The organism is Bacteroidota bacterium (assembly GCA_016720935.1).
Taxonomy (GTDB): domain Bacteria; phylum Bacteroidota; class Bacteroidia; order AKYH767-A; family 2013-40CM-41-45; genus JADKJP01.
Map to the genome: position 1 here is coordinate 265,654 of JADKJP010000007.1, position 23,518 is coordinate 289,171.

The window sequence follows — 23,518 nt, forward strand, 5'->3', positions numbered from 1 at the left end:
ATTCTTTTTGAGCAATTTCTGCTACTCACAATGAAAGTATCTCAGCAATCCGCATCAGATCCATCGGGAATTCTTTTTTGGAATTGACAACCACCGGAAAAGGAGTATGTACCAACTGGTTGTTTACAATCCCAACCATTTCGTTACTTCTTCCTTCGATCAATGCTTCTACCGCCGCAACCCCAAGTCTGCTTGCCAATACTCTGTCGGCACAACTGGGACTACCACCTCTTTGCATATGACCGAGCACACTCACACGAGTATCAAAATGCTGGAACCGCAGCTTCACTTCCTGTGCGATTTTGTAGGCACCGCCTGCATCATCACCTTCCGCGACGATCACAATCATAGAAGTTTTTTTCCGGTTCCATCCGCGTTTTAAAATCTGAATGATTTGCTCCATTCGTGTTTTTGTCTCCGGAATTAAAATCGCTTCCGCTCCGGAACCTATACCTGAGAGCAATGCAATCATCCCTGCATCCCTGCCCATCACTTCCACGAAAAACAAACGATCATGCGAATCAGCAGTATCCCGGATTTTATCGATGGCCTGAACGACTGTGTTTAATGCAGTATCATAACCAATCGCAGTATCCGTTCCGAAAATATCGTTATCAATCGTTTTTGGAATACCGACGACAGGAATCGGATGCTCCCGTGTGAAAGTCTCAATACCTCTGAAGGAACCATCACCACCAATTACCACCAACGCATCCAAAGTATGTGCTTTCAAATTATCCGCGGCCATTTGACGGCCCTCAACAGTTTTAAAACGCTCGCTTCTGGCTGTTTTGAGAATCGTTCCACCCCGTTGCAGAATATTACTGACAGAATGTGAATTCATCAGTATGAACTGATTTTCAATTAGTCCTTCATAACCCCGTAAAAAACCAATGACTTCATGTCCATAATAAATGCTTGTGCGTGTTACAGCACGGATGGCTGCATTCAAACCCGGACAATCACCTCCGGTCGTAAGCAAACCAATTCGCAATTTCTTTTTTGGCTTTGTCATTGTGCTCAATTTTCTTTTGCCTGTTCAGTTTGAATTCCTGTTTTTTTACTTCCGGAATACATTACATATCTCAAAAAGCGACATTCTATCGCGCCATTGTACAAGGGAATCCTTCTTGTAGGATGCAAACCGATTTTATGAGATGCTTCCTTGTTGGCTGTTAAAACCCATGCAGTACATCCCGGATATTTTTTCTTAAAGGTATCGCCAAGATTTTTGTAGAGAAGAAATAAATCATCGTCCGTAATCCTGCCACCATATGGAGGATTAGTAACAATCATGGAAGGCACCACCTCCGGAGTATAATCTTCAAATGGAATTGCATATAAATCAATGTCCTTTTCCAAACCTGCAAACCGTATATTTTCTTTTGCAAACCCTACCACCTGAAAAGATTTTTCGACTCCGGAAATCCTGAAGTCAAGCGATGGCAATTGATTGCTTTTAGCATCGGCTACCAGACCATCCCAAAGATCCTGGTCAAAATCATTCCAGCGTTCGAATCCGAATTCTGTACGAAAAATTCCCGGTGCAATATTTCTCGCCATCAAGGCCGCTTCAATTGGAATCGTAGCGCTACCACACATCAGATCGAGAAATCCTGAACGTTTGTCCCATCCACTCAACAATATCATTCCTGCAGCAAGGGTTTCATTCAGCGGTGCATCGCCCTGCTGCTGTCGGTATCCTCGTTTGTGAAGAGATTCTCCAGAACTATCAAGTGAAACTGAAGCGACATCCTGGTTCAGATGAATGTGTATTCTGAGCTTGGGCCGTGACAATTCCACATTGGGTCTTTGTCCGGCGCGATTGCGGAACTGATCCACAATTCCATCCTTGGCTTTTTGAGAAACATACAGCGAGTGTGTCAACTTTGATTTTGTGACTACAGAATCAACAGCAAGCGTCTCGTCTGCTTCCAGATAATTGTTCCATTGTATTGTACGTATTCCGTCATACAATTCCTGTTCGCTTCCACAAGGAAATGAACCGATAGGCTTGAGAATTCTCAAAGCTGTGCGACACCATAAATTAGCTTTGTACATAATCTGCTGGTCCCCTTCAAACAAAACAGCACGAGTAGCTTTGCGAATGTTCCTTGCTCCCAACTGACTCAATTCCTCTGATAATATATCTTCGAATCCAAAAGAAGTCTTTGCAATTAATTCAAAGGAATCGGTATTTTTTTTTGACACGATATTCAGATTTACACTATTAAATATTCAATTAACCTTTGGTCAGCCAGCCCTTTTTGTAAAAGAAATAAATCTGGCCGATAACAATCACCACCATCAAGAGACATACTGTCAAATAGCCGTAAGGAGAATACAATTCAGGCATATTTAAAGGCATGGCTTCTCCTGTCTTTGGATTGGTATGGGCAAAATTCATCCCGTATAATCCTACAATAAATGTCAACGGAATGAAAATGGTGGATATGATGGTGAGCACTTTCATCACCTGGTTCAGCCGGTTGCTTACGGATGAATGATAAACATCCATCAGTGACGCGGTGACCTCCTTATAACTCTCTACCAGGTCCAGAATCTGGATGCAATGATCATAAGAATCACGGAAAAACACTTTCGTTGTATCTGTTACATTGGGAAATGTACTTCGCAATACATCATTGATTTTATCTCTTTCACTCCAGATGGAACGACGAAGCAAAATGAGTTCACGTTTGATCTGAAGTACTCTGTTCAGCAGATCTCTGGTTGGGTTAATAATGAGCTGATCCTGCAACTCATCCATTCTTTCGCCTATTTGTTCGAGAATTGGATAATAATTATCAAGAACAACATCCATCAATGCATAGCCGAGATAATCTGATCCGTACCTTCTGACGAATCCTTTTCCATGTCGAATACGGTCGCGGACAGGATCCAATTGATCCTCATATTTATCCTGGATGGTTATCACAAAATTCTTTCCCACAAAAAGGCTGAGCTGATCATTCAGTAACTGTCCTTCTTTCTCCCACATCACCCTGGAAATAAGAAACAAATGATCCTTATAATCCTCGACTTTAGGACGTTGATAAACATTCACAACATCCTCCATTTGAAGCCGGTGAATGTTAAAACAATCAGCCAGTTGTTCCAGAAAATGCCGGTCACCAATTCCTTTGATGTCTATCCAGTGGATTTTGTCCGGGAAAGAAGCCAACTGTCCCCTGATTTCAGATATAGAATGCAGGTCGGTTTCGGTAAAATCATCCAGATTGTAAATGAAGGACTTAATGGTTGGTTTCAAAGCATCTTCAGGCACGTTGATTGCCCCGGGAGCTGTCCCTGGAGGAGAATGCTTATACCTTCTTGCTTTTTGCGGATTCCTGGAAGTATTTTTACTCATGACTATGTTCAGGTAAATCAGCCTATCCAATTGACACCCTGATTTCGTGTTAAAAATAAAGACAATTCCCGGATTTTTAGTCAATCATTGAAATTGTTTGGCATTTGAAAAATATCACCAAATCACCTTACCCTCAGGAATAATATGAAAAAACAGAAAAGAACTTAACTTCGCAGAGATTATGGAGCAGAGACAGGAAAATTGTACACCCCTATCACAACAAGGGAAAGAATGGTTTGAGACCTGGTTTGATTCACCGTATTACCATATTCTGTATCAACACCGTGATGACAAGGAAGCGGAACATTTCCTGGACAGTCTGAATGAAAAGCTGGATATCCCGATCCATTCGAGGGTACTTGATGTAGCTTGTGGAAAGGGACGGCACAGTATTTACCTGAATAAAAAAGGACTGGATGTTACCGGCTTCGATTTATCAGCAGAGAGCATTGCGCACAACAAGCAATTTGAAAACGACAGTCTGGAGTTTTACCGGCATGACATGCGCCATGTTTTCAGAGTCAATTATTTCGATTATGTATTGAATCTCTTCAGCAGCTTTGGTTATTTTGATTCGGAACATGATAACCTGAGATGTATGCAGGCCAATGCTACTGCCTTGAAAAAGAATGGCATTTTCGTAATGGATTATTTCAATGCAGCAAAAATCAGATTAATCGGAAATCAACAACATCAGGTCCTTGTGAATGGAATCACATTCCTGATTACCAAAACAATTATTGGCTCACAGGTGATTAAAAAAATATCCTTTGAAGATAAAGGAAAAAAATTCCAATTCGAAGAACATGTCTGGCTGTTTAGCGCACAAACATTTCAGGAATATTTCAGAAAAGCCGGATTAAAAGTTAGAGGAATGTATGGAAACTATTCACTTGATCCCTATGATGAAAATACATCTGACCGACTGATACTTATTGGCACCAAACTATAAACAACTGAAAATTCTATTCAATATTGAACGAATCATTTAAGGTTTGAACTATTCGGACGTATGAAATGAGCAGTATGTTCTCTGTGAACGGACACCAATTTCAAAACAATAAATAATAACTCAGGAAAAGTACAGAAATTGTAATTTTATAAATACGAATCAGGAATGCCATTGCTCTATTACTTTCTTCTTTTCATTACCATCGTCCTGAGCGGGATATCAATTTTTGCATTCAAGAAAATTCAACCACGTGCCTTAAAACTGATGCTTTCATTCAGCGGAGCATACTTATTCGCTCTTACTGTATTGCATCTAATTCCCGAAGTTTACACAGCAGGAAAAGGTACTGCAGGTGCCTTTATACTTCTTGGTTTTTTTATTCAGATCCTTTTGGAAATATTTTCTGAAGGAATTGAACACGGACACATTCATATCCATAAAAAACAAAATGCGGCCTTTCCATATGGAATGATCATGGGTCTTTGTTTGCATAGCTTTCTGGAAGGAATGCCATTGGTACAACGTTTTGGAGAAAGTAGTACGCAAAATTCTTTGCTTACCGGAATAATCCTTCACCACATCCCTGTTGCGGTTGCTTTGATGAGCATGTTGCTCGATTCCGGAATTAAAAAATCTTCTGCGATCTTCTTCCTGGTGATGTTCGCCATCATGGCTCCTCTGGGAGCATTTACCAGCAGCATCTTTGGAGAATCGGGCAATGATCTTTCTGTTTACTTTAACGCGATGATGGCCATTGTGATTGGAATTTTCCTACACATATCAACCACCATTCTTTTTGAATCCTCCGAACATCATCGTTTCAATTACCTGAAGTTTTTTATCATCCTGCTTGGTGCAGGACTGGCAATGCTTTCATGATCCGGAGCATTTTGCAGAATTTACAGACTCGTAATTATTTATAAAATACGCTTTTAAAGTCTGATACCATTGCAGGATAAAACATGCAAGGATATAAGCATATGCTTGTTTTTCAATCTTTTACATACATCAAAAAAAGCAATATTTACATGATAAAGATCAAGTAGAATCAAATAAAATTTTCCCTTTTCAAGCGTTTCGATTTTGTATTTTTGCACCCGAATTAACATTGATAATTAACTAAAAAAACAAACAAAATGTCATTAGTAGGAAAGAAAGCCCCATTGTTCAAAGCAAAAGCAGTGGTCATGGGAGAACAAATTGTCGACGATTTTAGTCTGGAGCAATTTATCGGAAAAAAGGAAGTAGTTTTTTTCTTTTATCCAAAAGATTTCACATTCGTATGCCCTACGGAATTACACGCATTCCAGGACAAGCTGAATGAATTTGAAAAACGCAAAGTAGCCCTGATAGCCTGTTCAACCGATACTGAACAGTCACATTGGGGATGGTTACAAATGGAGAAAAAATTAGGAGGTATTAAAGGAATCACTTATCCGATCGTTGCCGATACGAGCAAAACAATCGCGATGAATTTTGGTGTTTTAGCCGGTGAATACGACACGAATGAAAACGGAGAAGTCTTCGCAACGGGTCAAATGGTTGCATACCGTGGGTTGTTCCTTATTGATAAAAAAGGAAATGTTCGCCACGAGCTCATTAACGATCTGCCATTGGGTAGAAATGTAGATGAAGCACTTCGTATGGTGGATGCTCTTCAATTCAATGAACAAAATGGAGAAGTTTGTCCTGCCAACTGGTCAAAAGGTAATGAAGGACTGAAAGCTACTCATGAAGGCGTGGCTACTTACCTCGCAAAAGCGTAATTTTTTATTAGTCAAGAGTGAATGGTGAAAAGATTAATATTTTTTTAAAAATTTATTTCACCATTCACTCTTTATTCTTCACTTTTTTTTGCCTGATTCCAATACACATCCATTTCTTCAAGAGTCATACTGGTCAGCTCTCTTCCGCTTTTCTTCGCTCCTTCTTCAATGAATTGAAAGCGCTTGAAGAATTTTTTATTGGTACGTTCAAGAGCTTCTTCCGGGTTTATATTTTTAAATCTGGCATAGTTAACAAGGGCAAATAAAAGATCCCCAAATTCCGCTTCCGCTTTTTTCATATTGCCGGCTTCCGCTTCGTGTAAAAATTCTTTCATCTCTTCTTCCACTTTCTCCCAGACCTGTTCCGGTTTGTCCCAGTCAAATCCAACTCCCCTAGCCTTCTCCTGCATGCGCATGGCCTTGATCATGGCAGGTAATCCTTTAGGTACGCCACTAAGAACAGAACTGTTTCCTTCTTTGAGCTTCAACATCTCCCAGTTCTGCTTGACCTCTTCTTCATTCTGAACTTTTACATCACCATATACATGCGGGTGCCGACTAATTAGTTTTTCGCATTGCGCGTGAATCACATCAGAAATATTAAATTGATTTTGTTCTTCCGCGATCTTCGCATAAAAGACAATATGAAGCATGATGTCCCCTAGTTCTTTCTTGATAGAATTCAGATCATTTTCGATGATGGAATCCGCAAGCTCATAGGTTTCTTCAATGGTGAGGTGACGAAGTGATTCCATAGTTTGCTTATTATCCCATGGACATTTCAGACGTAATTCATCCATAATTGTCGCCAATCGTTCAAATGCTTCAGCTCTTGGGGTCATAAAGTGGTTTTGTTTGTAAAAATACACATAATACCTCCTTAGACGGATTGAATCACACAGAGGTTTCAACATTCCAAATACCTTAAAAAACCTATCTGTTTATGGTTTTCCCGAAAATGAATAAAGTCGGCCTTTTTTCTATCCATTGAATCCATTTTCTCACCCATGATTTTCCTGCACTGGCCAAATCAATGCATACATTCGAATTAATCCGGATTTCTCTATAAAAATTATCGCTAGCTTTAAAGATCAATATTTTCTATACCCATAAAAATTATGCGGGTCCTTGCTTATTTCTTCTTTACATGGATTATTTCTATCACTCTCAATGTGTTCAATTGTGGTGGTCAGCCGACAACATTTATAAAATCCTTCAATACAGGAAACAGCGGCTATGCCGTTAGAGAAACAAGAAGCAGTAATTACATTGTAGCTGGTGGCACCGATTTCTATTACAATTTCCACTGGTTCACCATGTCTGGTATTCCTTCAACAAACATTCATTTACTAAAAACAAACCAGGATGGATCCTTGATTTGGGAAAAAGTTTTTGGAAAACCCGGAGCACGTACTATTGGGATGTGGATGGAAATTACAAATGATAGCGGTACGATCATCACAGGTCATATGAACAGGGATCTTGTTTGGCCACCAGATAGCAACGATATAGTATTGATGAAAACAGATGAAAACGGGAATCTGTCCTGGGCAAAACAATTTGATACAGGGAAGGATGAACTTGGTTTTTGTGTAAGGCAGACCTTTGACAGTGGATATATTCTAGCTGGATTCCATGACGACCTTCCCATGAGCCTTGTTGGAAATACATATGCGCTGCTGATTAAAACAGATGCCATCGGAAATATTCAATGGGAGAAAAAATACCAGCTTGCCGTGCGTGATCTGGATACTGGTGAAGGACTACCATGGTATGTGCGACAAACTTCCGACAGTGGTTATGTACTCGTTGGAACTACCGCTGATCTGCATGCCGCGGATGTGTATGTCATTCGAACGAATTCAAGTGGAGATGTGCTTTGGGCGAATTCTTATGATCATGACAATAGCGCTTTACGTTTTTCACTTGGCTTGGACATTATTGAAAGCTTATCAGGTGACTTGATCATTGCCGGATCTATGGATAAGGACCAGACACTAAATCAATACAACTACCCCTACATTCTCAAACTGAATTCTTCCGGTCAAATACTGGATTACAGATTCTATGATTCCGCTCCTGCACAAATGTTTCAGAGCGGATTTTCTTCTGTTGAACAAACTCCGGATGGTGGATTCTTTTTTACAGGAATGGGAGGCTATGGTGGATTCGGAATGCAGGCTCAGCTCTTAAAGACAGACCAGAATTTCAATATGCAGTGGTCAAGAGCATATACCAATGACATCAACGCGACGGTTGGTTCCAGAAGCGGAAGAATGACAAATGATGGCTGTTATATTTTTACAGGTAAAAAACTTAACCAGGGTACTATACTTTGGAAAGCGGACATGTTTGGTCTTGTTCCTTGCAAAAATCCTGGTATCCTGGTAGAAATGTCGCCCTCTGTCATTCGGCATAACCTGTCCCCGCTTGCTTTTACAGGAATCAACTCTTCCAATCTTGCTTTTTCAGTATTACCAACACTTTCTGATACTGAAACTGTATGCCCGGTTACAACAGCTGTGTTACCTGTTGAATTACTCTCATTTACTGCTGAATTAATACCAGAGAACAAAATCAGAATTGATTGGCAAACTGCGTCCGAAATAGATTGTGACTATTTTATTGTATATAGAAGTACGGATGGAATTGAATTTAGTGAACTCCAAAAAATACAAGGAGCAGGAAATTCAACTAAACTCTCCTCCTATTCCATTGTAGATGAAAACATATACAATTCCAAAATTATTTATTACCGCTTGGATCAGGTAGATTACAATGGTAATAATCATTCTTCCAAGGTAATCCCGGTTGCCCTAAAGCCTGAAGATCTATCCATTATTTCGGTCTATGCTGATTACAATTTGGATCAGATTAAAATATTACTCCAATCAAATTGCCGGAATATGTTGCATTTCACGATCACTGACGCGGTAGGGAAAGTGATCCTTCGGCAAAACAATCCTTCCGGAATTGGTTTTAATGCAACATGTCTTTCTTCTTACGGCTTGTCAAAAGGTATTTATTTTCTGGAGGTAAATGATGGAGAGAAATCTCAGATCAGAAAATTCATTTACTAAGGCCACAATTTCCCGTTTAAGCAGGTTTATAATCAATGTTAATTGATTTTAAACAATTTTTATTGTCAGCTGTTAAGACTTCAGAATAATCTGAAAAATGGGAATTCATCAACTGTACTTTTCCTGCAAACTACCCATTGATCAAAAAAGTGCCTGGAAATTCTTCTCTGATCCGAAAAATCTATCCAAAATTACTCCGCCGGGAATGAATTTCAGAATTCGTTCAAAGATTGAAAAGGAAGAAACTTACGAGGGCCAGATGATCGCCTATACAGTTTCGCCTGTTTTTGGAATTCCCATGACCTGGCTAACGGAAATAACCCATGTGAAGGCTCCTAATTATTTTGTAGATGAACAGCGAAAAGGTCCATACCGGATCTGGCATCATGAGCATGAATTCATTTCCATTCCCGGTGGAGTTGAAATGCACGACAGACTTACTTATGAGATACCCTTTGGTCCATTCGGAGAAATTCTCAATTCACTATTTATTGAAAATAAAATACAGGAAATTTTTACATATAGAAAAGTAGTATTAGAAAAGATGTTTGGCACATTTAAATAAATGACATTAAGATTTATCTTCTGATGATAAATTTCTCTTTACTCAAACGATCATTTTGCCGAATCATCAAATAGTAATTTCCCGCCGGGTAAGCGGAAATATCAATTTCATGAATTCCTTTCCCCGAAAATAATTTCTTTCCGCTTGAATCGAAGATTTCCATTTGCTGAATGGTATTCGATCCCGAATTCAATAAGGTAATGAAATCAGATGCAGGATTCGGATAAATTTTTATCTCAGAATTCTCATTCCTGTCATTTTTCACTATTGTAGGAAGTAAACTGGCAACTTTTATTCCATTTCCAAAACTAGTGACCCACATTTCATCCTGCTGATATGGATTGAAAATTACTTTCCATGGGAAATAAAAAGGATAATTCAGTACCGGTTGAAAGGTAGGCGTTGTAGCGTGTATATCTGTACTTGTCCACAATCCATCTCCTTCTGTACAAATAAAAACCTGATCCGGATTGTTTGGATTAAAAGTACATGAAGCGACACGATCAAGATTGGAGATCTTAGTCCAGGTATTCCCGCGATCGGTAGTTCTGTACAAACCACCCTTTCCATTAGGTGCGCCTCCCCAACCGCTGAAAACACTGACCAGCCAGGTATTTTGATTCGGGTCGGTCGGATCAATCGTTAAATCTCTTGTCCAGTAAAACATCCCAACATCAGATTTATCACTCCAGACCTGTAAACCCGGATTGTAAATGAAAACGCCGGAGCTTTGTGTGAAAGCCCCGGATGAATTTCTTCTACCGGTATAGGTACACACCAATGTTCCGTCATTCAGAATAAAAATACTATGCGGGTGTCCTTCAGTTCTACCCGGAGCTGATAGTTGAGTCCAGGTTGATCCTGCACCCAGATTTATATTCTGACTCACCCATATTCCTCCTGCATTCTGACTATGATTGACTACTGCAGCATACAAACGGTTTACATTGTTGGGATCTATTGTGACCGTAAATACCGGATGAGCAAAATCATGAAGGGTTTGCCAGGTGGCACCCTCATCATTAGAATAAATTACTTTTCCACCTGCATTGCTTGCATCCAATGTCGCATCTTGCAAATGAGTGCTTTGGTAAATATCATGTACTGTTGATGTCGCAGCATACAGGGTTGGCCCGGCGATGTTCTTCACGATTTTATACATCGAATTTTGAGAATGTCCGGTATAATTGAAGGACCATGAATTTCCCCCATCAACACTTTTGACACCACGAATATCCGAGTACCCGGCAAACAAATGATTCGCACTGGTCCATCGAATATCCCAACAGGAAGTATTTTCAATACCACAGCTGTGATAGGATTGGTTTGCAGGTGTATTTGCACCTGCAGCATGTTGATCAGCTGAAGAGACATAAGCTTGTATCCAATTGTTCCCCGCATCTGATGATTTGTGTACAAATCCGTAATCCGTCATCAGGATGCGCTTTGCATCATTGGGAGCAACGGTAAACCCGAATGGACATTCCGCGTAACCCCAGCCCCTGTCTCCACCCGATCCACACCATCCGGTGGCAATATTTTGATTGGAAGATGTGAGAAAAACATGTTGCCAGGTTTGGCCGCCATTCGTTGTGCGCATCACATTGGGTTCAGAAAGATATGTGCTTCCGGCAAGGTAGGCTGTATCAACGTTGTTGAGTGCAGTACCAACAAACATCAGCCAATCCTGTGAAGGAACAATACCTGACATGCTGCTGATCCATGAAGACCCACTGGCGGAATAATCCATCCTGTAAACACCACGAATAAAACTCCAGTAATCACTACCGGCAAGTCCTACATAGATATTGAGAGAGTCACCTGTAAGCGCGAAAAAACGAATCGTTGAACCACTCTTTGCTCCTCCGAAAGAATAAATCGATTGTCCTGCAGGTATACCGGGTGAAGAATCTCTGGTAAAACTTGAACCGGAATTGTGAGAAACAAGCAATCCTTCATTCGTCCCGATGAAAATATCTGACCCGTCAAAAAACACACCACCTACAAGCACGCCTGCCGACATGTTCAACGTGGAATAAACATTTGTAAATGAATTTCCACCATCCTGTGAATACCAGATTGAACCATAATAAGACAGCACAATTCTTCCTGTGCTTTGATGATCTGTCCATATCCCAAACGCTTCCTCCGATGGATCAGGATTTCCCGGAAGAATATTCCAGGTACTTCCTCCATCAGTAGTTTTCATGGGAACAACTGCATTGTTAGCATAGCTTATACAATAACGAATCTGAGGATTGGATGTAAATGCTACTTTGGAATTATGACCACCCTGCACTTGTCTGAAATCTGTCTCAGAATAATTCATACCGAAATCTGTTGAGTGAAAAAGTTCACCCATATCACAGGAGATATAACAGTTATCGGATTGATGCGGATCTATAGACGGCGAAAACAATGCACCACCACCTCCAGGTCCTCTGGACTGAAAAGATGCGGGCACTTGTGCATCCATCCATTTCATCATGAAAATGCAGACAAGAAACAGAAATGTACCTTTCATTTGCTTTCCAGATAAGCAATGAAATTACGATAAAAAACAAAGTGATGTGGTTAAATCAAAAGCAATCCTTACAGATCAGGATTACGTACGTATTATTCTTGTATAATTTACAATACAGAATACATTGATTAATGCCGCTACTGCGCTATTAACATATTTCGGACCTGTTGAACAGATCCGTTCTGCAGCCTTGCGTAATAAATTCCCGGAGCATAATTTTCATTCTCAAACCAGATTTTATATTCACCTGCCGCATATTCGCTATCCACCGGTGTATTAATCAGATGACCTTCACCGTCAAATATCTGAATGAGTGTATGTCCCCCTCCTGTTTTAAAGGAAATATAGGTACTGTCTGTAAATGGATTCGGATAGTTGGAAATTAAATTTTCACCTGCTGATTGGTTCAATTCATGCACTCCAATTCCTGAACAAGCTGATTGCTGAACAATTGGCAACACCTGGTAATTGTTAAGGAGTATTGAATTCAGATCAGCCGGAGGTACGCATAACCAGTCCTGCAAGAGAGACGCATAAACTGAACGATAATCGTACTGCATGGCTACATTATCATTCACACTGATGGAAGAAGGAATGACAGGATTCGATCCAATAATTCCACCCTGCGCTGCTTTTCCAAAAACAAACATCGGTGCAGCTGCTCCATGATCTGTTCCATCACTTGAATTGGATTTAATCCTTCTGCCGAATTCTGAGAATGTCATGCCCACTACCCTGTCTTCTACATTTAAAAATGACAAATCATCCATGAAGGCTGAAATCGCTGTCGACAATTTATCCAATAAATCAGCATGTGTACCTGTCAGCGGATTTCCTGAATCAACCTGTGAAGAATGCGTATCAAAGCCAAGCAGGTTCACCATGTAAATTTTTGTTTTCAATCCACCTGCAATGAGTCGGGCAACAATCTTCAGCTGATCGGCAAGGGAATTGGTGCCTGCAGTCGGATAGGAAGAGGATTGCTGGGTAATATTACCGGCAGCGGTCATTATCACGCTGGAATATTGTTGAGACAATTGGGCTACACTGCGAATGTAAGTCAGCTCATGACCAGCAGGTGTGTTGGGTGCCGGATCCTGAATGCCGGAAATCAAATTGTAAAATGATGTTGGATCAGATATAGCCATACCCAAACTGCCTCCGGGCCCCTGTAGCGCAAGAGAAACTGTAGAACCTACCTGAATGGCCAGCGGATCAGGCATAGTAGCATTCGGATATCCGACAGGAAAATTTGGATACTCATAATTCAAATACCTCCCTGCCCATCCTGAAGATAAAACCTGATTTGCATCGGAACCTGTTAACCAGATATCGGTTGCCCGGAAGTGAGAAAAATTAGGTGACGGATATCCTACCCCCTGAATGATCGATAGTTTTCCATTATCAAACAGGTTTCGCATTCCATTCATGGAAGGATGCAATCCGGTTCCGCTGTACCCACTCAAAGGCAGAACCTGAGTATCCGGAATAAGGATATTCGGTCTCGCATTTGACAAATTGGAATATTGATCCAGAGGAATTAAAGTATTTATTCCATCATTCCCTCCATTCAATTGAATCAGGACTAATACATGATCCGTCATGGTAGAAGCAGTCAATGCCTGCATCAAAGGCGAACCGGCATAGGCTTTGAAAGAAAACCCGTTCAACAATCCGGGAAGGAATGCAGCGGGAATTGCTCTTTGTATAAATTTTCTTCTTTTCATCACTGCCGGATTAGCTTAGTTGATATTCTGAAAGATCCATCAGATAGGTATAAAATTGTTGCAGTCTTGATTTAACAATATTGTAATAACCAGTATTTGTAGGATCACCAATATAATCATCCCAGGCATTCGTCCAATAAGCATTTGTGGCTTGTCCTGACAGCAGTATTGACAACAAGTAATTCCTGACATTCTGAGAAACATCTATGCAATAGTGCAATGCAAGAACTTCCTCAATGAGCGTCAGAGGATCCGAAGGATTTGTCAGAGTTTCTGTATAGCCCACAACATCCATTGATATACTGCCACCATAGCTTGTGTATCCATTGGATGCCATACGATCAGAAAATTGATTTCGTTTTGGAAGGCTGTCAGAATTTATCCACATCTCATGATAAGAGGGTTCCTGATAATAGGAAGCCCAACCTGCGACATTCGGAGGATCACCGAGATCCTGTTGCATCGCTGAACTTGAAGTTCTGACTTTATCCCAACAACCATATTGCCCGGAAAGATTGGAAGCATCCGGGAAAACTACTCCAAACTCCCTGCAAAATCCAACGGAAAAATCCAGTGGATTTTTTATGAGACAACCCTGATTCAATACATCAAAAAAATGTTCACTACTGAACAAAGCCTGCAGTACAGGAACAATTTCAAAGTTGTTCGACCGGAATATTGCTGCCAGTGGAACAATCACATTTTGTTCAGTACTTGCATCAATTTCATAATAGATAAAATATCGATAGAGTTTTCTGCAAATGAATAATGATAATTCATCTTTTGAGAAAATCATATCTAACAAGTCATCCAATTCAGATATCGCACCGGCACCGGATTGTCCGGTGATAACAGTATTATTATAAAAAGACGAGAATTGTTTGTCAATAATATCGTGGCGGCTGGGATCAAAATAGGAATTGAAACCATTTGCAGATGTTGTACCGCTAACCAAATCATTTCTCCATCCGGTCAGTACTCTGGCCGCGGCTTTGACATCATCCTCGGTGTAAAAAGGGTTTCCGTTGGCATCTTTACCAATGGTAAAAAGTTCCTGCAATTCTCTCCCATAATTTTCATTAGGAGCTGTCGCTGTATTTTTTTCACCATTCAGATATTTCAGCATCGCGCTGTTAATCGTAATCTGCTTTACAAATTCTTTGAAATTCCCCAAAGCGTATTCTCTGAGTAATTCATTGTATTTATAGACATAAGTGGATACAGTAACGGAATCGAATTCAATCACAAAATGATTACTCCAGAAAAGCACCATTTTCTCGCGGATACTTCTTGGTTGATTGAGCATTTGAGAAACCCACCAGGATTTCATACTCCTTTTTCTCGAGCTGTACGTATATACACTTGTATTGCTTGTGTCGGCTGTACCCGGCCAGGGCTGACCCGCGCTGCAATTCGGATCTGTGATGAGGTTGCTATAATTGTTTACAGGTGGTGCCGGAGCAGTGTATACAGGATGATTGATCAATTCAAGTAATTCCGAAACGGAATTTTGCATTCCCTGATTGAGAAAATAATTGACGTCCGCACGGGTTGCACCAAACATAGTTCTCTTTAACAAATGCCTTGTTTCTGCATTCGTCCAGGGTCCTGAATAGGGATTGAGTCCTGATTGGGTTCTTTCAACATGGCTGAAATCCTGCTTAAGTTTTGCAGGTGGCATTTCCAGGGATAAAAACTGGCGACGATCCATAGGAGGAATTTTGGAATAAAAACACTCTGACAAGGAATTCTACTCAGGGTTTAATCATGTGGATAAACCCCGCTTTATTAAATTTTTAAAGGATGAAAGTGCATAAAGAATACTGGAACATTCATGAAAATTGTAATTACTGTCAGAAATTTATAAACAATCATGTAATTCAGGCGCGTAGATCATTTTGAAAATATTCAAGATCATTCATTCCGATAAAGAAAAAAATCACAGACTTGCATTATATAAAAGAAAAAGCCCCTGTACTATGGCAGACAGGGGCTTTCATTTATGAATTGTTGAAGTTAGTTCAGTTTGTAGGGAACGATCAGTTGAAATTCAGGAATCCTAACATAGAATTGCTTTTTATCAATCAATCGTTCCATGAGGTAGGTACCATACATTTTACCTACTTCCGAATCCAGGTTACAGCCCGACACATACTGGTAGCTTTCCCCTGTTCCAATGATCGGAGATTCACCGATAACTCCTTCTCCTTCTACTTCACGATTGGTAGCGGATGAATCAATGATAAACCAATGTCGTCTTTTTAATTGTACCGAATAATCACTGTTGTTGGTAATGGTGATTCGATAAGCAAAAACATGTTGGCCCATCACAGGGTTGCTTTGATCGGGACGATAGAAGGTCTCTACGCTTACTTTGACTCCGGAGGTTACTTGTGTGATCATTGTTAAGTCTTTCTGCTTTTTATATACCAAATGTATTAAAGCAGTCAGTAAATCAAAAAATATTTTGACGAAACAAATCGATCAGAAGGCGAACGTATGGAATCAGGGGTTAAGTGGTGCTTAAGCCTTCAAAAAATTCAGAAAAACAGGTTTTTTAGTGCGAAATAAGCCTCTAAAATCGATTCCCAATCAAATAAAGCGGGTACAAACAAAAACCAGTACGATGAAAAAAATGAGAAGCTCCAAAAAGGCTGCCCATCGTGTGTTCCTCAAAACTCTCTTTTTATGAGAATTTTGAGCTATTAAGCTATCTGAAGGGCGACCGGTGAGCACCATGGACTGGCAAGGTAGAAATTATTCCATCGCAGACAATTCTTCGAAAGATTTCTCCCATTCTGAATTGACGAGCTTCATCTTCTCTTCCAATTCATTGAATTTTTGGAGATTCTCCTGGAATGTCTTTGGATCACCGTATACTTCCGGTTTTGATAAATGTTTCTCCAAAGCCTCTCTTTCCTTCTTCAATTTACTCAACTCATCTTCGAGTTGCTGAACCCTGTTGCTCAGTTTTTTCTTTTTCTTTTTTTCTTCTTCCGAAGGATCCTTTTGTTTTTGATCAACTGCTTCCGCCTTTTTCGCTTTTGCCTTTGCTACCGCGGCTTTCTGAACTGCCTGATCAGCCGCTTTCTGCTGACTTCTGGAATATTCATATTCTTCGTAGTCACCGGGATATTCCTTGACTTGCAGGTCCTCAATCCACCATATTTTATTCGCTACCTGGGAAAGAAAATAACGATCGTGAGAAACGATGATAAAACTTCCTTCATACTCCTGCAGCACATTGATCAGAATGGCGACAGATTGCATATCGAGGTGATTCGTAGGTTCGTCAAGAATCAGGAAATTCGCTTTGCTCAACATCGTTTTTGCTAAAGCAACCCTTGATTTTTCTCCTCCGGAAAGCACTTTAATTTTTTTGAATACATCATCTCCTGTAAAAAGAAATGCACCCAATACGGTTCGAAGTTCAACATCCTTTTTATCGGGAGCGAATTCCGCCAGTTCAGTAATGAGATCGTTGTTCAGATTCAATGCTTCCAGTTGGTGCTGGGCGTAAAAAGCAGTAACAACCTGATGAACATTTTCTGATTTTCCTTCATAGGGCTCACTCCCATTGATCATTCTCAGCAGGGTGGATTTACCCCGACCATTGGCGCCAATGAGCGCGATTTTATCTCCACGGTTGATTTTGATCTCTGTGTTTTCAAGAATCTTAAGGTCACCGTACGCTTTCTTTTTTATTTGCAAATGAGAAATGACCTTTCCCGGTTGCCGGTCGATTACAAAACGGATATTAATATCGGGAGTTCCGCTTTCTACATCTTCTATCTTATCCATCTTATCGAGCATTTTCATTCTCGATTGAGCCATTTTAGCTTTGGAAGCTTTAGCACGAAAACGGTCGATCAACTTTTCCTGCTCTTTTATATACTGTTGCTGGTTTTTGAATTGGGATCGCTGCAACTCTTCTCTGCCTTGTTTTTCTTCAAGATAAAAGGAATAATTTCCGTTGTACAAGGTGATTTTTTGATTCGCGATTTCAGCAGTTTTTGTAACCACCTTATCAAGAAAATATCTGTCGTGAGACACCACCACAACTGCTCCACGGTAATCCTGAAGATATTTTTCAACCCACTGAATGGAAGGCAAATCAAGGTGGTTGGTAGGTTCATCCAACAGAAGTAAATCAGGTTGTTGCAACATCATTTTAGCCAACATCACCCGCATACGCCAGCCACCGGAAAACTGATTTAGCGAACGATTGAGATCATCGGTAGAAAAACCCAGACCTTCCAGCAAGGCTTCCGCTTTGTGTTGAATATTATATCCGTCAGCCGCTTCGTAGGCAACCTGCTTGTCATGAAGTTCATGTAGAATAGCCTCGGAATGATCATGTTCCATTCTCTCAAGCAAAGCATGGATTTCCTTTTCAAGACGTAAAGGTTCTCCAAAAGCCTGCATAGCCACTTCCAGAATTGTATCACTACTGGAATAACTGAGCAAATCCTGGTTGAGGAAACCAAGAGTCATATTCCTCAATTTGGAAACTTCCCCTTTTTCAAGTTGATACTCACCGTTAATAATCCTCAGGAGGGTGGATTTACCGGTTCCATTGAGGCCAACCAGGCCTATTTTCTCACCCGGATTAATCTGCCAGGTAGCGTCGCGGTACAAATACCGGCCACCAAATTCGAAACTTATATTGTTTAATGATAACACGGCGCGAAAGTCGGAATTTTTTACCGCTTTGCCGCATTTTAACGCACACAAATGCGAATTCCTGATCTAATAGAATGAGAGGCTCAAAATAAAGTTCAGCTCATTTTTTACTATGAAAAGTTGAAACGGTATTCCACATAATTCACTGATTCTCTATGATCAGGAATTCAATATCTCCGGAATCCTGAAATAAAAAAAACAAAATTATACCCGCTTATCAGGATGTATTTATCTGAATTTATCACTAAAAATTAGCTATCTTTGTCAAAAATTAACAAAAATCATGGGACTCACTTCAGAATTTAAAGATTTCATCAACAAGGGAAATGTTGTTGACCTGGCAGTAGGTGTTGTAATTGGAGGGGCATTTGGAAAAATCGTAAACTCTGTTGTGAACGATATCATTATGCCACCGATTGGAATGCTCATCAGTGGTGTAAATTTCACGGATATTAAAATCAAAATAAAAGATGCTGCATTGGATGCCGCCGGAAAACAAATTCCCGCAGTAACATTAAACATCGGCAGCTTTCTTCAGATTTTATTAGAGTTCATGATTGTTGCATTTGCCATCTTCATGGTAGTCAAAGCAGTGAACAGGATGAGGGCCAAAGAGGAAGCAGCGCCTTCAGCACCACCGGCTCCGACTAAAGAAGAATTATTACTTAGAGAAATCAGGGATCTTCTCAAAAAATAAAATTCAAGACCTATATATTAATCAATTAATCCATTAACGACCAAAACCAGAAAAATGAAAAGAATTATTACTCTGCTTCTCCCCCTTTTTACTACGTTCTCCGCCTTTGCGCAACCTGCAAATGTCGATAAGATTGCCGGAATTTCCGGTGATACATTGACCGGTGCGAAAGCGGATACTTCCTGGAAGACCGGAGGCTTTTTGGGAATCAATTTTAGCCAGGTCAGTCTGAATAACTGGGCACAGGGAGGGGAAAATTCTATTGCAATTGGTGCTAACGCTACTGTGTTTGCCAATTATGCAAAAGGTAAAACCCAATGGGACAATAGCCTTACTCTTGCTTATGCCATGTTACAAACCGGAAGCGCTCCACTTAGAAAAAGTGATGACCAGATTGATCTTACTTCAAAATTTGGTTACCGGATTGGCGATAGCAAATGGTTTTACAGCGCACTGTTCAATTTCAAAAGTCAGTTTGCAGATGGATACAGCTATCCGAATGATTCTGTTGTTGTTTCTCACTTTATGGCACCTGGCTATCTGACAATTGCACTCGGTGTGAATTACAAACCTGTCGAATATTTTGAAATGTTCTTCTCTCCGGCAACTGGAAAAATCACTGTGGTGAATGATCAGGACCTTGCTGATCTTGGCGCTTATGGTGTTGACCCAGCCACCTTTGACGCGAATGGCACAGTGATAACATCCGGAAAAAAAACCAGAAATGAATTCGGGGCCTATATCAATTTCAAATTCAAAAAAGACATTTTCACCAATGTTACGCTCGCATCTAAACTTGAATTGTTCAACAATTACACCGACAAGGACAAAGACAATGCAAAAAATATTGATGTGAATTGGGAAACCGGTCTGTTAATGAAAGTCAACAAATTCATGACAGCATCTGTACTTACACAATTGATTTACGATGCAAATACTATTGCAAGAACTCAATTTAAAGAAGTAATCGGTGTTGGCGTAGGATTTAAGTTCTAACACTTTCATCATTGAATTTTTAAAAACCCGTGCGATGAGCTCGGGTTTTTCTATTTTTACAGCACTCTAACCCTATAAGCAATGCTCAATTATTTTGTATTGGCAACAGGTGGCGCTATTGGAACAATCCTCCGATATTACATAAGTACCACTTTGTATCAAAGCCTGAAAAATCCGGCATTTCCATGGGGAACTGTTGCAATAAATCTTGCTGGTTCTCTGATCATCGGATTGTTGGCAGGTTGGAATGATGCAACACCCTTTCAACCGAATCTGAGACTATTTTTGTTCGTAGGATTACTTGGCGGGTTCACCACTTTTTCCGCCTACTCACTTGAAACAATCAATTTGTTTCGAAATTCAATGCCGGTTTATGCTATGTTAAATATTCTTGTTAGTAATGTCGGCGGAATCATTTTCGCTTACTCAGGTTTTGCCCTGATGAAAACATTCCATTCCTTTGCTAATTGATTGAACTATTATTTTACAACAAATAACCTGATAAGGCAATACCTATGGAAAGAATACTAAAAATCGGTTCTTCGGAAGACATCCTCCCGCAATTCAGGAACTCACCTATCAGTTTGTTGCTTGAATACCACAACCTCGACAAACCTTATGACAATTACAGTTCAGCCCAGCTGCTGATAGGAATGTGTATGGATAATCGTAAACACCTGCACATCCCGGAAAACTTCGCTTACATTATCCGATCCGGAGGAGCAAATCTCCGCTATAGTGAGTTTCGGGTTTCTTATGCCATCGCTGTCGGTGGTGTAAAAGCTATTGCCCTGATTGGTCACAACAATTGCGGAATGGTAAACCTGATGGCGAGAAGAAAAATGTTTATTGACGGCCTTGTGGAAAATGCCGGGTGGCCAAAAGAAGAAGCAGAAGATCACTTCTATCATTTTGAACCCATGCATGAAATAGGGAATGAAGTTGATTTCGTTGCAAGCGAAGCCAAGCGCATGCGTCTTCGTTATCCAAAAATTCTGGTTGCGCCCATGATCTACAACGTGGATGACAACAAACTTTATCTTGTAAGGGAAGATTAGAATTATACTGCTATGAATGTTATTTAATGATTCAATGATTATCCCCATTTGGTGTAATTGATTTTATTGTATTAACAAAAGTTAAAATCAATTCTCTTCATCAAATCATCATTCATCTTTTCATCACATCAACCAAAGTAACATTGCAGTATTAATTCAATTTTAACCCCAAAAAAATAAACCATGAAAAAAGTAATTGTAGCTGCATTTGCAGTATGTTATTCTGTAGCGATGATCGCACAAACTCCGGCACCGGCAACTACTCCAAAAGCCGACATGAAAACTGAAGTTAAAAAAGACGCGAAAGCGGTGAAGTCAGACGCAAAAGAAATGAAGCATAATGTAAAAGCGAACGACAAAGCTGCAGTAAAAACCACCGCGAAAGAAACACACAAGGATGCAAAAGCAATGCATCACGATGCCAAAGCGGTAACTCAGGGTGACAAGAAATAATCAACCTTTGATCTTCAAAAAGGCCTTCCCTTCGGATGGCCTTTTTTTGTATTAACAGTGTCATTGAATAAAATTGATTTTCTCCCAATTTATACGCATGTCGAATACCTAAATTTACAGTGTACTTCGTCAGCGAATGAATCATCCAAGAACACTCCATTTCTTTATATTTACTCTGGTCATCATGCATGGCAGTTGCTCAAGCATTTTTGGCCAGCTGTTCAAACAGGTCAGCCGGCTCACGGATGCTGAAGCAGGTATTTGTAGTATGACAGTTGATGATGGTCGGACCCAACTCATTGCCGGTGACGTAAAAGGAAATCTTTACTTCCGTGCTCTCTCAACTGGATTACTTCTCAAAAAGATCAAAGCACACAATGCAGGCATAAATACCCTTGCTTTCAATTCAAACGGCAAACTACTTATCTCTTCCACCATCGATGGTGAAATAAAAATTTTTGATTTCGCAAAAGATCAAATCATACAAAGTATTTATTCACCGGATTACTCAGGAATGCGCTTTGTACTTTTTTCCATTGCTGATGGATTTATATATTTCAACGGCAATGGCAGGTTGTATAAAACCCGTTCCGACCTGACACAGAAAGTAGATAAAATTATGGAAGAAGCGGATACTATCTACGCTGCTGTGATTACCAAAGACAGAAGTTCATTGATTTACGCTACAGGAAATCTTCTGAAAGTAATGAATACACGGACTGATATGATTCGACAGGAATTTACTGCCGGTACTTCAGCCATCGACAGATTGTGTCTGCTGCGAGATTCTTTATTGGTGAGCTGGAGCAAAGACGGAACGATTTCATTCTGGACCTATAAATTCGGACAACTGCTAACCACTCCATCTTTTTGGTTTAAAGCAGGCTTCCCATCAGCCATGAATTTCACAGAAGAAGGTTCTTTCATGGTGAGTGGTAATATTGGAAATTGGGCAAGACTCTGGAAACCTTTTGATCGCAAAATTGAACAGGAATTATTCGGGCATCAGGGAGTTGTGACCTGCTCTGAATTTGGAAGCGATGAACATACCCTTTATACAGGTAGTATGGATGGTACTATCATTGTGTGGAAGAACAATGCTCCTGAGATTCTCAATGAAACTCCAAAACCGATCGTTAAAATTGAACCTTCACCGGTACCTCATGATTCAACACCTCCCCATCCACCAACTGTGCCGGTGCCAAATGTGGTCATGACAGAAACGAACATTCCGAAAATCATCAATGGCCGTAAAGTAATTCAGTCAGAAACAATCGAAGTGAACGATCCCGATTTAACAATTTATGTCTTCGACAATTCCAGCATTGATGGTGATACAATGTCGCTATTTTTCAATGGTGAATGGCTGTTGGATCATTACGGTGTCACGAAAGCAAAAAAAGCCATAAAGCTCAATTTCAAGCCAAATACAAATAATTTCCTTGTCCTTTTTGCAAATAACCTGGGCAAAAGTCCTCCAAACACTGCAGCAATATTATTTTCAAATGGCAAAACCAATCGTTTTGTCAAATTATCATCTGATCTCAAAACCTGCAGTGCATTGAATTTTGTCTATAAAAAATAGGTTTTGCACAGCTATATCGGAAGTTCAATTCACAATTAATTCCTATTTTCACCCCCAAAATC

The 23,518-nt window shown here is 40.1% G+C and carries 20 protein-coding genes; 11 read left to right on the forward strand and 9 right to left on the reverse strand.

Annotation, left to right across the window (positions count from 1 at the left end):
- Window positions 1–25 precede the first annotated feature (25 nt).
- The 3 genes from pfkA to corA are packed head-to-tail and all read right to left on the reverse strand — an operon-like array spanning window position 26 to window position 3,400.
- A complete protein-coding gene (gene pfkA / locus IPP86_15345) occupies window positions 26–1,015 on the reverse strand; it encodes a 6-phosphofructokinase (protein MBL0139878.1) in 990 nt (329 codons plus the stop codon).
- Between the two features lie 5 nt (window positions 1,016–1,020).
- The gene (locus tag IPP86_15350) at window positions 1,021–2,211 is read right to left on the reverse strand and encodes an RNA methyltransferase (GenBank protein ID MBL0139879.1); all 1,191 of its coding nucleotides are present in this window, start codon (window positions 2,209–2,211) and stop codon (window positions 1,021–1,023) included.
- 31 nt (window positions 2,212–2,242) lie between these two features.
- Window positions 2,243–3,400, reverse strand: coding sequence for a magnesium/cobalt transporter CorA (gene corA, locus IPP86_15355; protein MBL0139880.1), 1,158 nt, complete (start codon window positions 3,398–3,400; stop codon window positions 2,243–2,245).
- 151 nt (window positions 3,401–3,551) lie between these two features.
- On the opposite strand from corA, the gene IPP86_15360 reads away from it, so the two are divergent.
- The 3 genes from IPP86_15360 (at window position 3,552) to IPP86_15370 (ending at window position 6,088) form a co-directional block, all read left to right on the forward strand.
- Window positions 3,552–4,322 carry a methyltransferase domain-containing protein gene (locus IPP86_15360; protein ID MBL0139881.1) on the forward strand — a complete coding sequence of 257 codons (771 nt, stop codon included), beginning with the start codon at window positions 3,552–3,554 and terminating at the stop codon, window positions 4,320–4,322.
- A gap of 165 nt (window positions 4,323–4,487) precedes the next feature.
- On the forward strand, window positions 4,488–5,201 hold the full coding sequence (locus IPP86_15365; GenBank protein MBL0139882.1) for a ZIP family metal transporter: 714 nt from the start codon (window positions 4,488–4,490) through the stop codon (window positions 5,199–5,201).
- 257 nt (window positions 5,202–5,458) lie between these two features.
- Window positions 5,459–6,088 carry a peroxiredoxin gene (locus IPP86_15370; GenBank protein ID MBL0139883.1) on the forward strand — a complete coding sequence of 210 codons (630 nt, stop codon included), beginning with the start codon at window positions 5,459–5,461 and terminating at the stop codon, window positions 6,086–6,088.
- Window positions 6,089–6,159: 71 nt separating this feature from the next.
- Here the strand turns inward: IPP86_15370 and mazG are convergent, their stop codons facing one another.
- The gene (gene mazG, locus IPP86_15375) at window positions 6,160–6,930 is read right to left on the reverse strand and encodes a nucleoside triphosphate pyrophosphohydrolase (GenBank protein ID MBL0139884.1); all 771 of its coding nucleotides are present in this window, start codon (window positions 6,928–6,930) and stop codon (window positions 6,160–6,162) included.
- Window positions 6,931–7,206: 276 nt separating this feature from the next.
- Here mazG and IPP86_15380 point away from each other — a divergent pair, with 276 nt between their 5' ends.
- A complete protein-coding gene (locus tag IPP86_15380; protein ID MBL0139885.1) occupies window positions 7,207–9,168 on the forward strand; it encodes a T9SS type A sorting domain-containing protein in 1,962 nt (653 codons plus the stop codon).
- 97 nt (window positions 9,169–9,265) lie between these two features.
- Window positions 9,266–9,733, forward strand: coding sequence for an SRPBCC family protein (locus tag IPP86_15385; protein ID MBL0139886.1), 468 nt, complete (start codon window positions 9,266–9,268; stop codon window positions 9,731–9,733).
- A gap of 13 nt (window positions 9,734–9,746) precedes the next feature.
- On the opposite strand, the gene IPP86_15390 is transcribed toward IPP86_15385, so the two are convergent.
- The 5 genes from IPP86_15390 to IPP86_15410 form a co-directional block, all read right to left on the reverse strand.
- The gene (locus IPP86_15390; GenBank protein MBL0139887.1) at window positions 9,747–12,257 is read right to left on the reverse strand and encodes a T9SS type A sorting domain-containing protein; all 2,511 of its coding nucleotides are present in this window, start codon (window positions 12,255–12,257) and stop codon (window positions 9,747–9,749) included.
- 137 nt (window positions 12,258–12,394) lie between these two features.
- On the reverse strand, window positions 12,395–13,984 hold the full coding sequence (locus tag IPP86_15395) for a DUF1501 domain-containing protein (protein MBL0139888.1): 1,590 nt from the start codon (window positions 13,982–13,984) through the stop codon (window positions 12,395–12,397).
- 10 nt (window positions 13,985–13,994) lie between these two features.
- Complete coding sequence (locus IPP86_15400; GenBank protein ID MBL0139889.1) at window positions 13,995–15,695, reverse strand: DUF1800 domain-containing protein; 1,701 nt, start codon at window positions 15,693–15,695, stop codon at window positions 13,995–13,997.
- A 305-nt stretch (window positions 15,696–16,000) separates the two neighbouring features.
- On the reverse strand, window positions 16,001–16,387 hold the full coding sequence (gene apaG / locus IPP86_15405; protein ID MBL0139890.1) for a Co2+/Mg2+ efflux protein ApaG: 387 nt from the start codon (window positions 16,385–16,387) through the stop codon (window positions 16,001–16,003).
- A gap of 354 nt (window positions 16,388–16,741) precedes the next feature.
- Window positions 16,742–18,667, reverse strand: a complete 1,926-nt coding sequence (locus IPP86_15410; GenBank protein ID MBL0139891.1) for an ATP-binding cassette domain-containing protein — start codon at window positions 18,665–18,667, stop codon at window positions 16,742–16,744.
- A 283-nt stretch (window positions 18,668–18,950) separates the two neighbouring features.
- On the opposite strand from IPP86_15410, the gene mscL reads away from it, so the two are divergent.
- The 6 genes from mscL (at window position 18,951) to IPP86_15440 (ending at window position 23,456) form a co-directional block, all read left to right on the forward strand.
- The gene (gene mscL, locus IPP86_15415; protein ID MBL0139892.1) at window positions 18,951–19,364 is read left to right on the forward strand and encodes a large-conductance mechanosensitive channel protein MscL; all 414 of its coding nucleotides are present in this window, start codon (window positions 18,951–18,953) and stop codon (window positions 19,362–19,364) included.
- A gap of 54 nt (window positions 19,365–19,418) precedes the next feature.
- Window positions 19,419–20,360, forward strand: coding sequence for a DUF3078 domain-containing protein (locus IPP86_15420; protein MBL0139893.1), 942 nt, complete (start codon window positions 19,419–19,421; stop codon window positions 20,358–20,360).
- An 81-nt stretch (window positions 20,361–20,441) separates the two neighbouring features.
- Entirely contained in the window at window positions 20,442–20,831 is a 390-nt protein-coding gene (gene crcB, locus IPP86_15425; protein MBL0139894.1) for a fluoride efflux transporter CrcB, read from the forward strand.
- A gap of 44 nt (window positions 20,832–20,875) precedes the next feature.
- Window positions 20,876–21,418, forward strand: a complete 543-nt coding sequence (locus tag IPP86_15430; protein MBL0139895.1) for a carbonic anhydrase — start codon at window positions 20,876–20,878, stop codon at window positions 21,416–21,418.
- A gap of 183 nt (window positions 21,419–21,601) precedes the next feature.
- Window positions 21,602–21,871: a hypothetical protein gene (locus IPP86_15435; protein MBL0139896.1), complete on the forward strand. Its 270-nt coding sequence runs from the start codon at window positions 21,602–21,604 to the stop codon at window positions 21,869–21,871.
- A gap of 136 nt (window positions 21,872–22,007) precedes the next feature.
- The gene (locus IPP86_15440; GenBank protein MBL0139897.1) at window positions 22,008–23,456 is read left to right on the forward strand and encodes a hypothetical protein; all 1,449 of its coding nucleotides are present in this window, start codon (window positions 22,008–22,010) and stop codon (window positions 23,454–23,456) included.
- The last annotated feature ends 62 nt before the right edge of the window (window positions 23,457–23,518 follow it).

What these genes read in the sequence shown, in the direction of transcription:
- IPP86_15420 (MBL0139893.1), top strand. Translation starts at nt 19,419, where the DNA reads ATGAAAAGAATTATTACTCTGCTTCTCCCCCTTTTTACTACGTTCTCC.
- apaG (MBL0139890.1), bottom strand. Translation starts at nt 16,387, where the DNA reads ATGATCACACAAGTAACCTCCGGAGTCAAAGTAAGCGTAGAGACCTTC.
- pfkA (MBL0139878.1), bottom strand. Translation starts at nt 1,015, where the DNA reads ATGACAAAGCCAAAAAAGAAATTGCGAATTGGTTTGCTTACGACCGGA.
- IPP86_15435 (MBL0139896.1), top strand. Translation starts at nt 21,602, where the DNA reads ATGAAAAAAGTAATTGTAGCTGCATTTGCAGTATGTTATTCTGTAGCG.
- IPP86_15365 (MBL0139882.1), top strand. Translation starts at nt 4,488, where the DNA reads ATGCCATTGCTCTATTACTTTCTTCTTTTCATTACCATCGTCCTGAGC.
- IPP86_15400 (MBL0139889.1), bottom strand. Translation starts at nt 15,695, where the DNA reads ATGGATCGTCGCCAGTTTTTATCCCTGGAAATGCCACCTGCAAAACTT.
- IPP86_15380 (MBL0139885.1), top strand. Translation starts at nt 7,207, where the DNA reads ATGCGGGTCCTTGCTTATTTCTTCTTTACATGGATTATTTCTATCACT.
- mazG (MBL0139884.1), bottom strand. Translation starts at nt 6,930, where the DNA reads ATGACCCCAAGAGCTGAAGCATTTGAACGATTGGCGACAATTATGGAT.
- IPP86_15395 (MBL0139888.1), bottom strand. Translation starts at nt 13,984, where the DNA reads ATGAAAAGAAGAAAATTTATACAAAGAGCAATTCCCGCTGCATTCCTT.
- IPP86_15430 (MBL0139895.1), top strand. Translation starts at nt 20,876, where the DNA reads ATGGAAAGAATACTAAAAATCGGTTCTTCGGAAGACATCCTCCCGCAA.
- IPP86_15440 (MBL0139897.1), top strand. Translation starts at nt 22,008, where the DNA reads ATGAATCATCCAAGAACACTCCATTTCTTTATATTTACTCTGGTCATC.
- mscL (MBL0139892.1), top strand. Translation starts at nt 18,951, where the DNA reads ATGGGACTCACTTCAGAATTTAAAGATTTCATCAACAAGGGAAATGTT.
- crcB (MBL0139894.1), top strand. Translation starts at nt 20,442, where the DNA reads ATGCTCAATTATTTTGTATTGGCAACAGGTGGCGCTATTGGAACAATC.
- IPP86_15360 (MBL0139881.1), top strand. Translation starts at nt 3,552, where the DNA reads ATGGAGCAGAGACAGGAAAATTGTACACCCCTATCACAACAAGGGAAA.
- IPP86_15385 (MBL0139886.1), top strand. Translation starts at nt 9,266, where the DNA reads ATGGGAATTCATCAACTGTACTTTTCCTGCAAACTACCCATTGATCAA.
- IPP86_15370 (MBL0139883.1), top strand. Translation starts at nt 5,459, where the DNA reads ATGTCATTAGTAGGAAAGAAAGCCCCATTGTTCAAAGCAAAAGCAGTG.
- IPP86_15390 (MBL0139887.1), bottom strand. Translation starts at nt 12,257, where the DNA reads ATGAAAGGTACATTTCTGTTTCTTGTCTGCATTTTCATGATGAAATGG.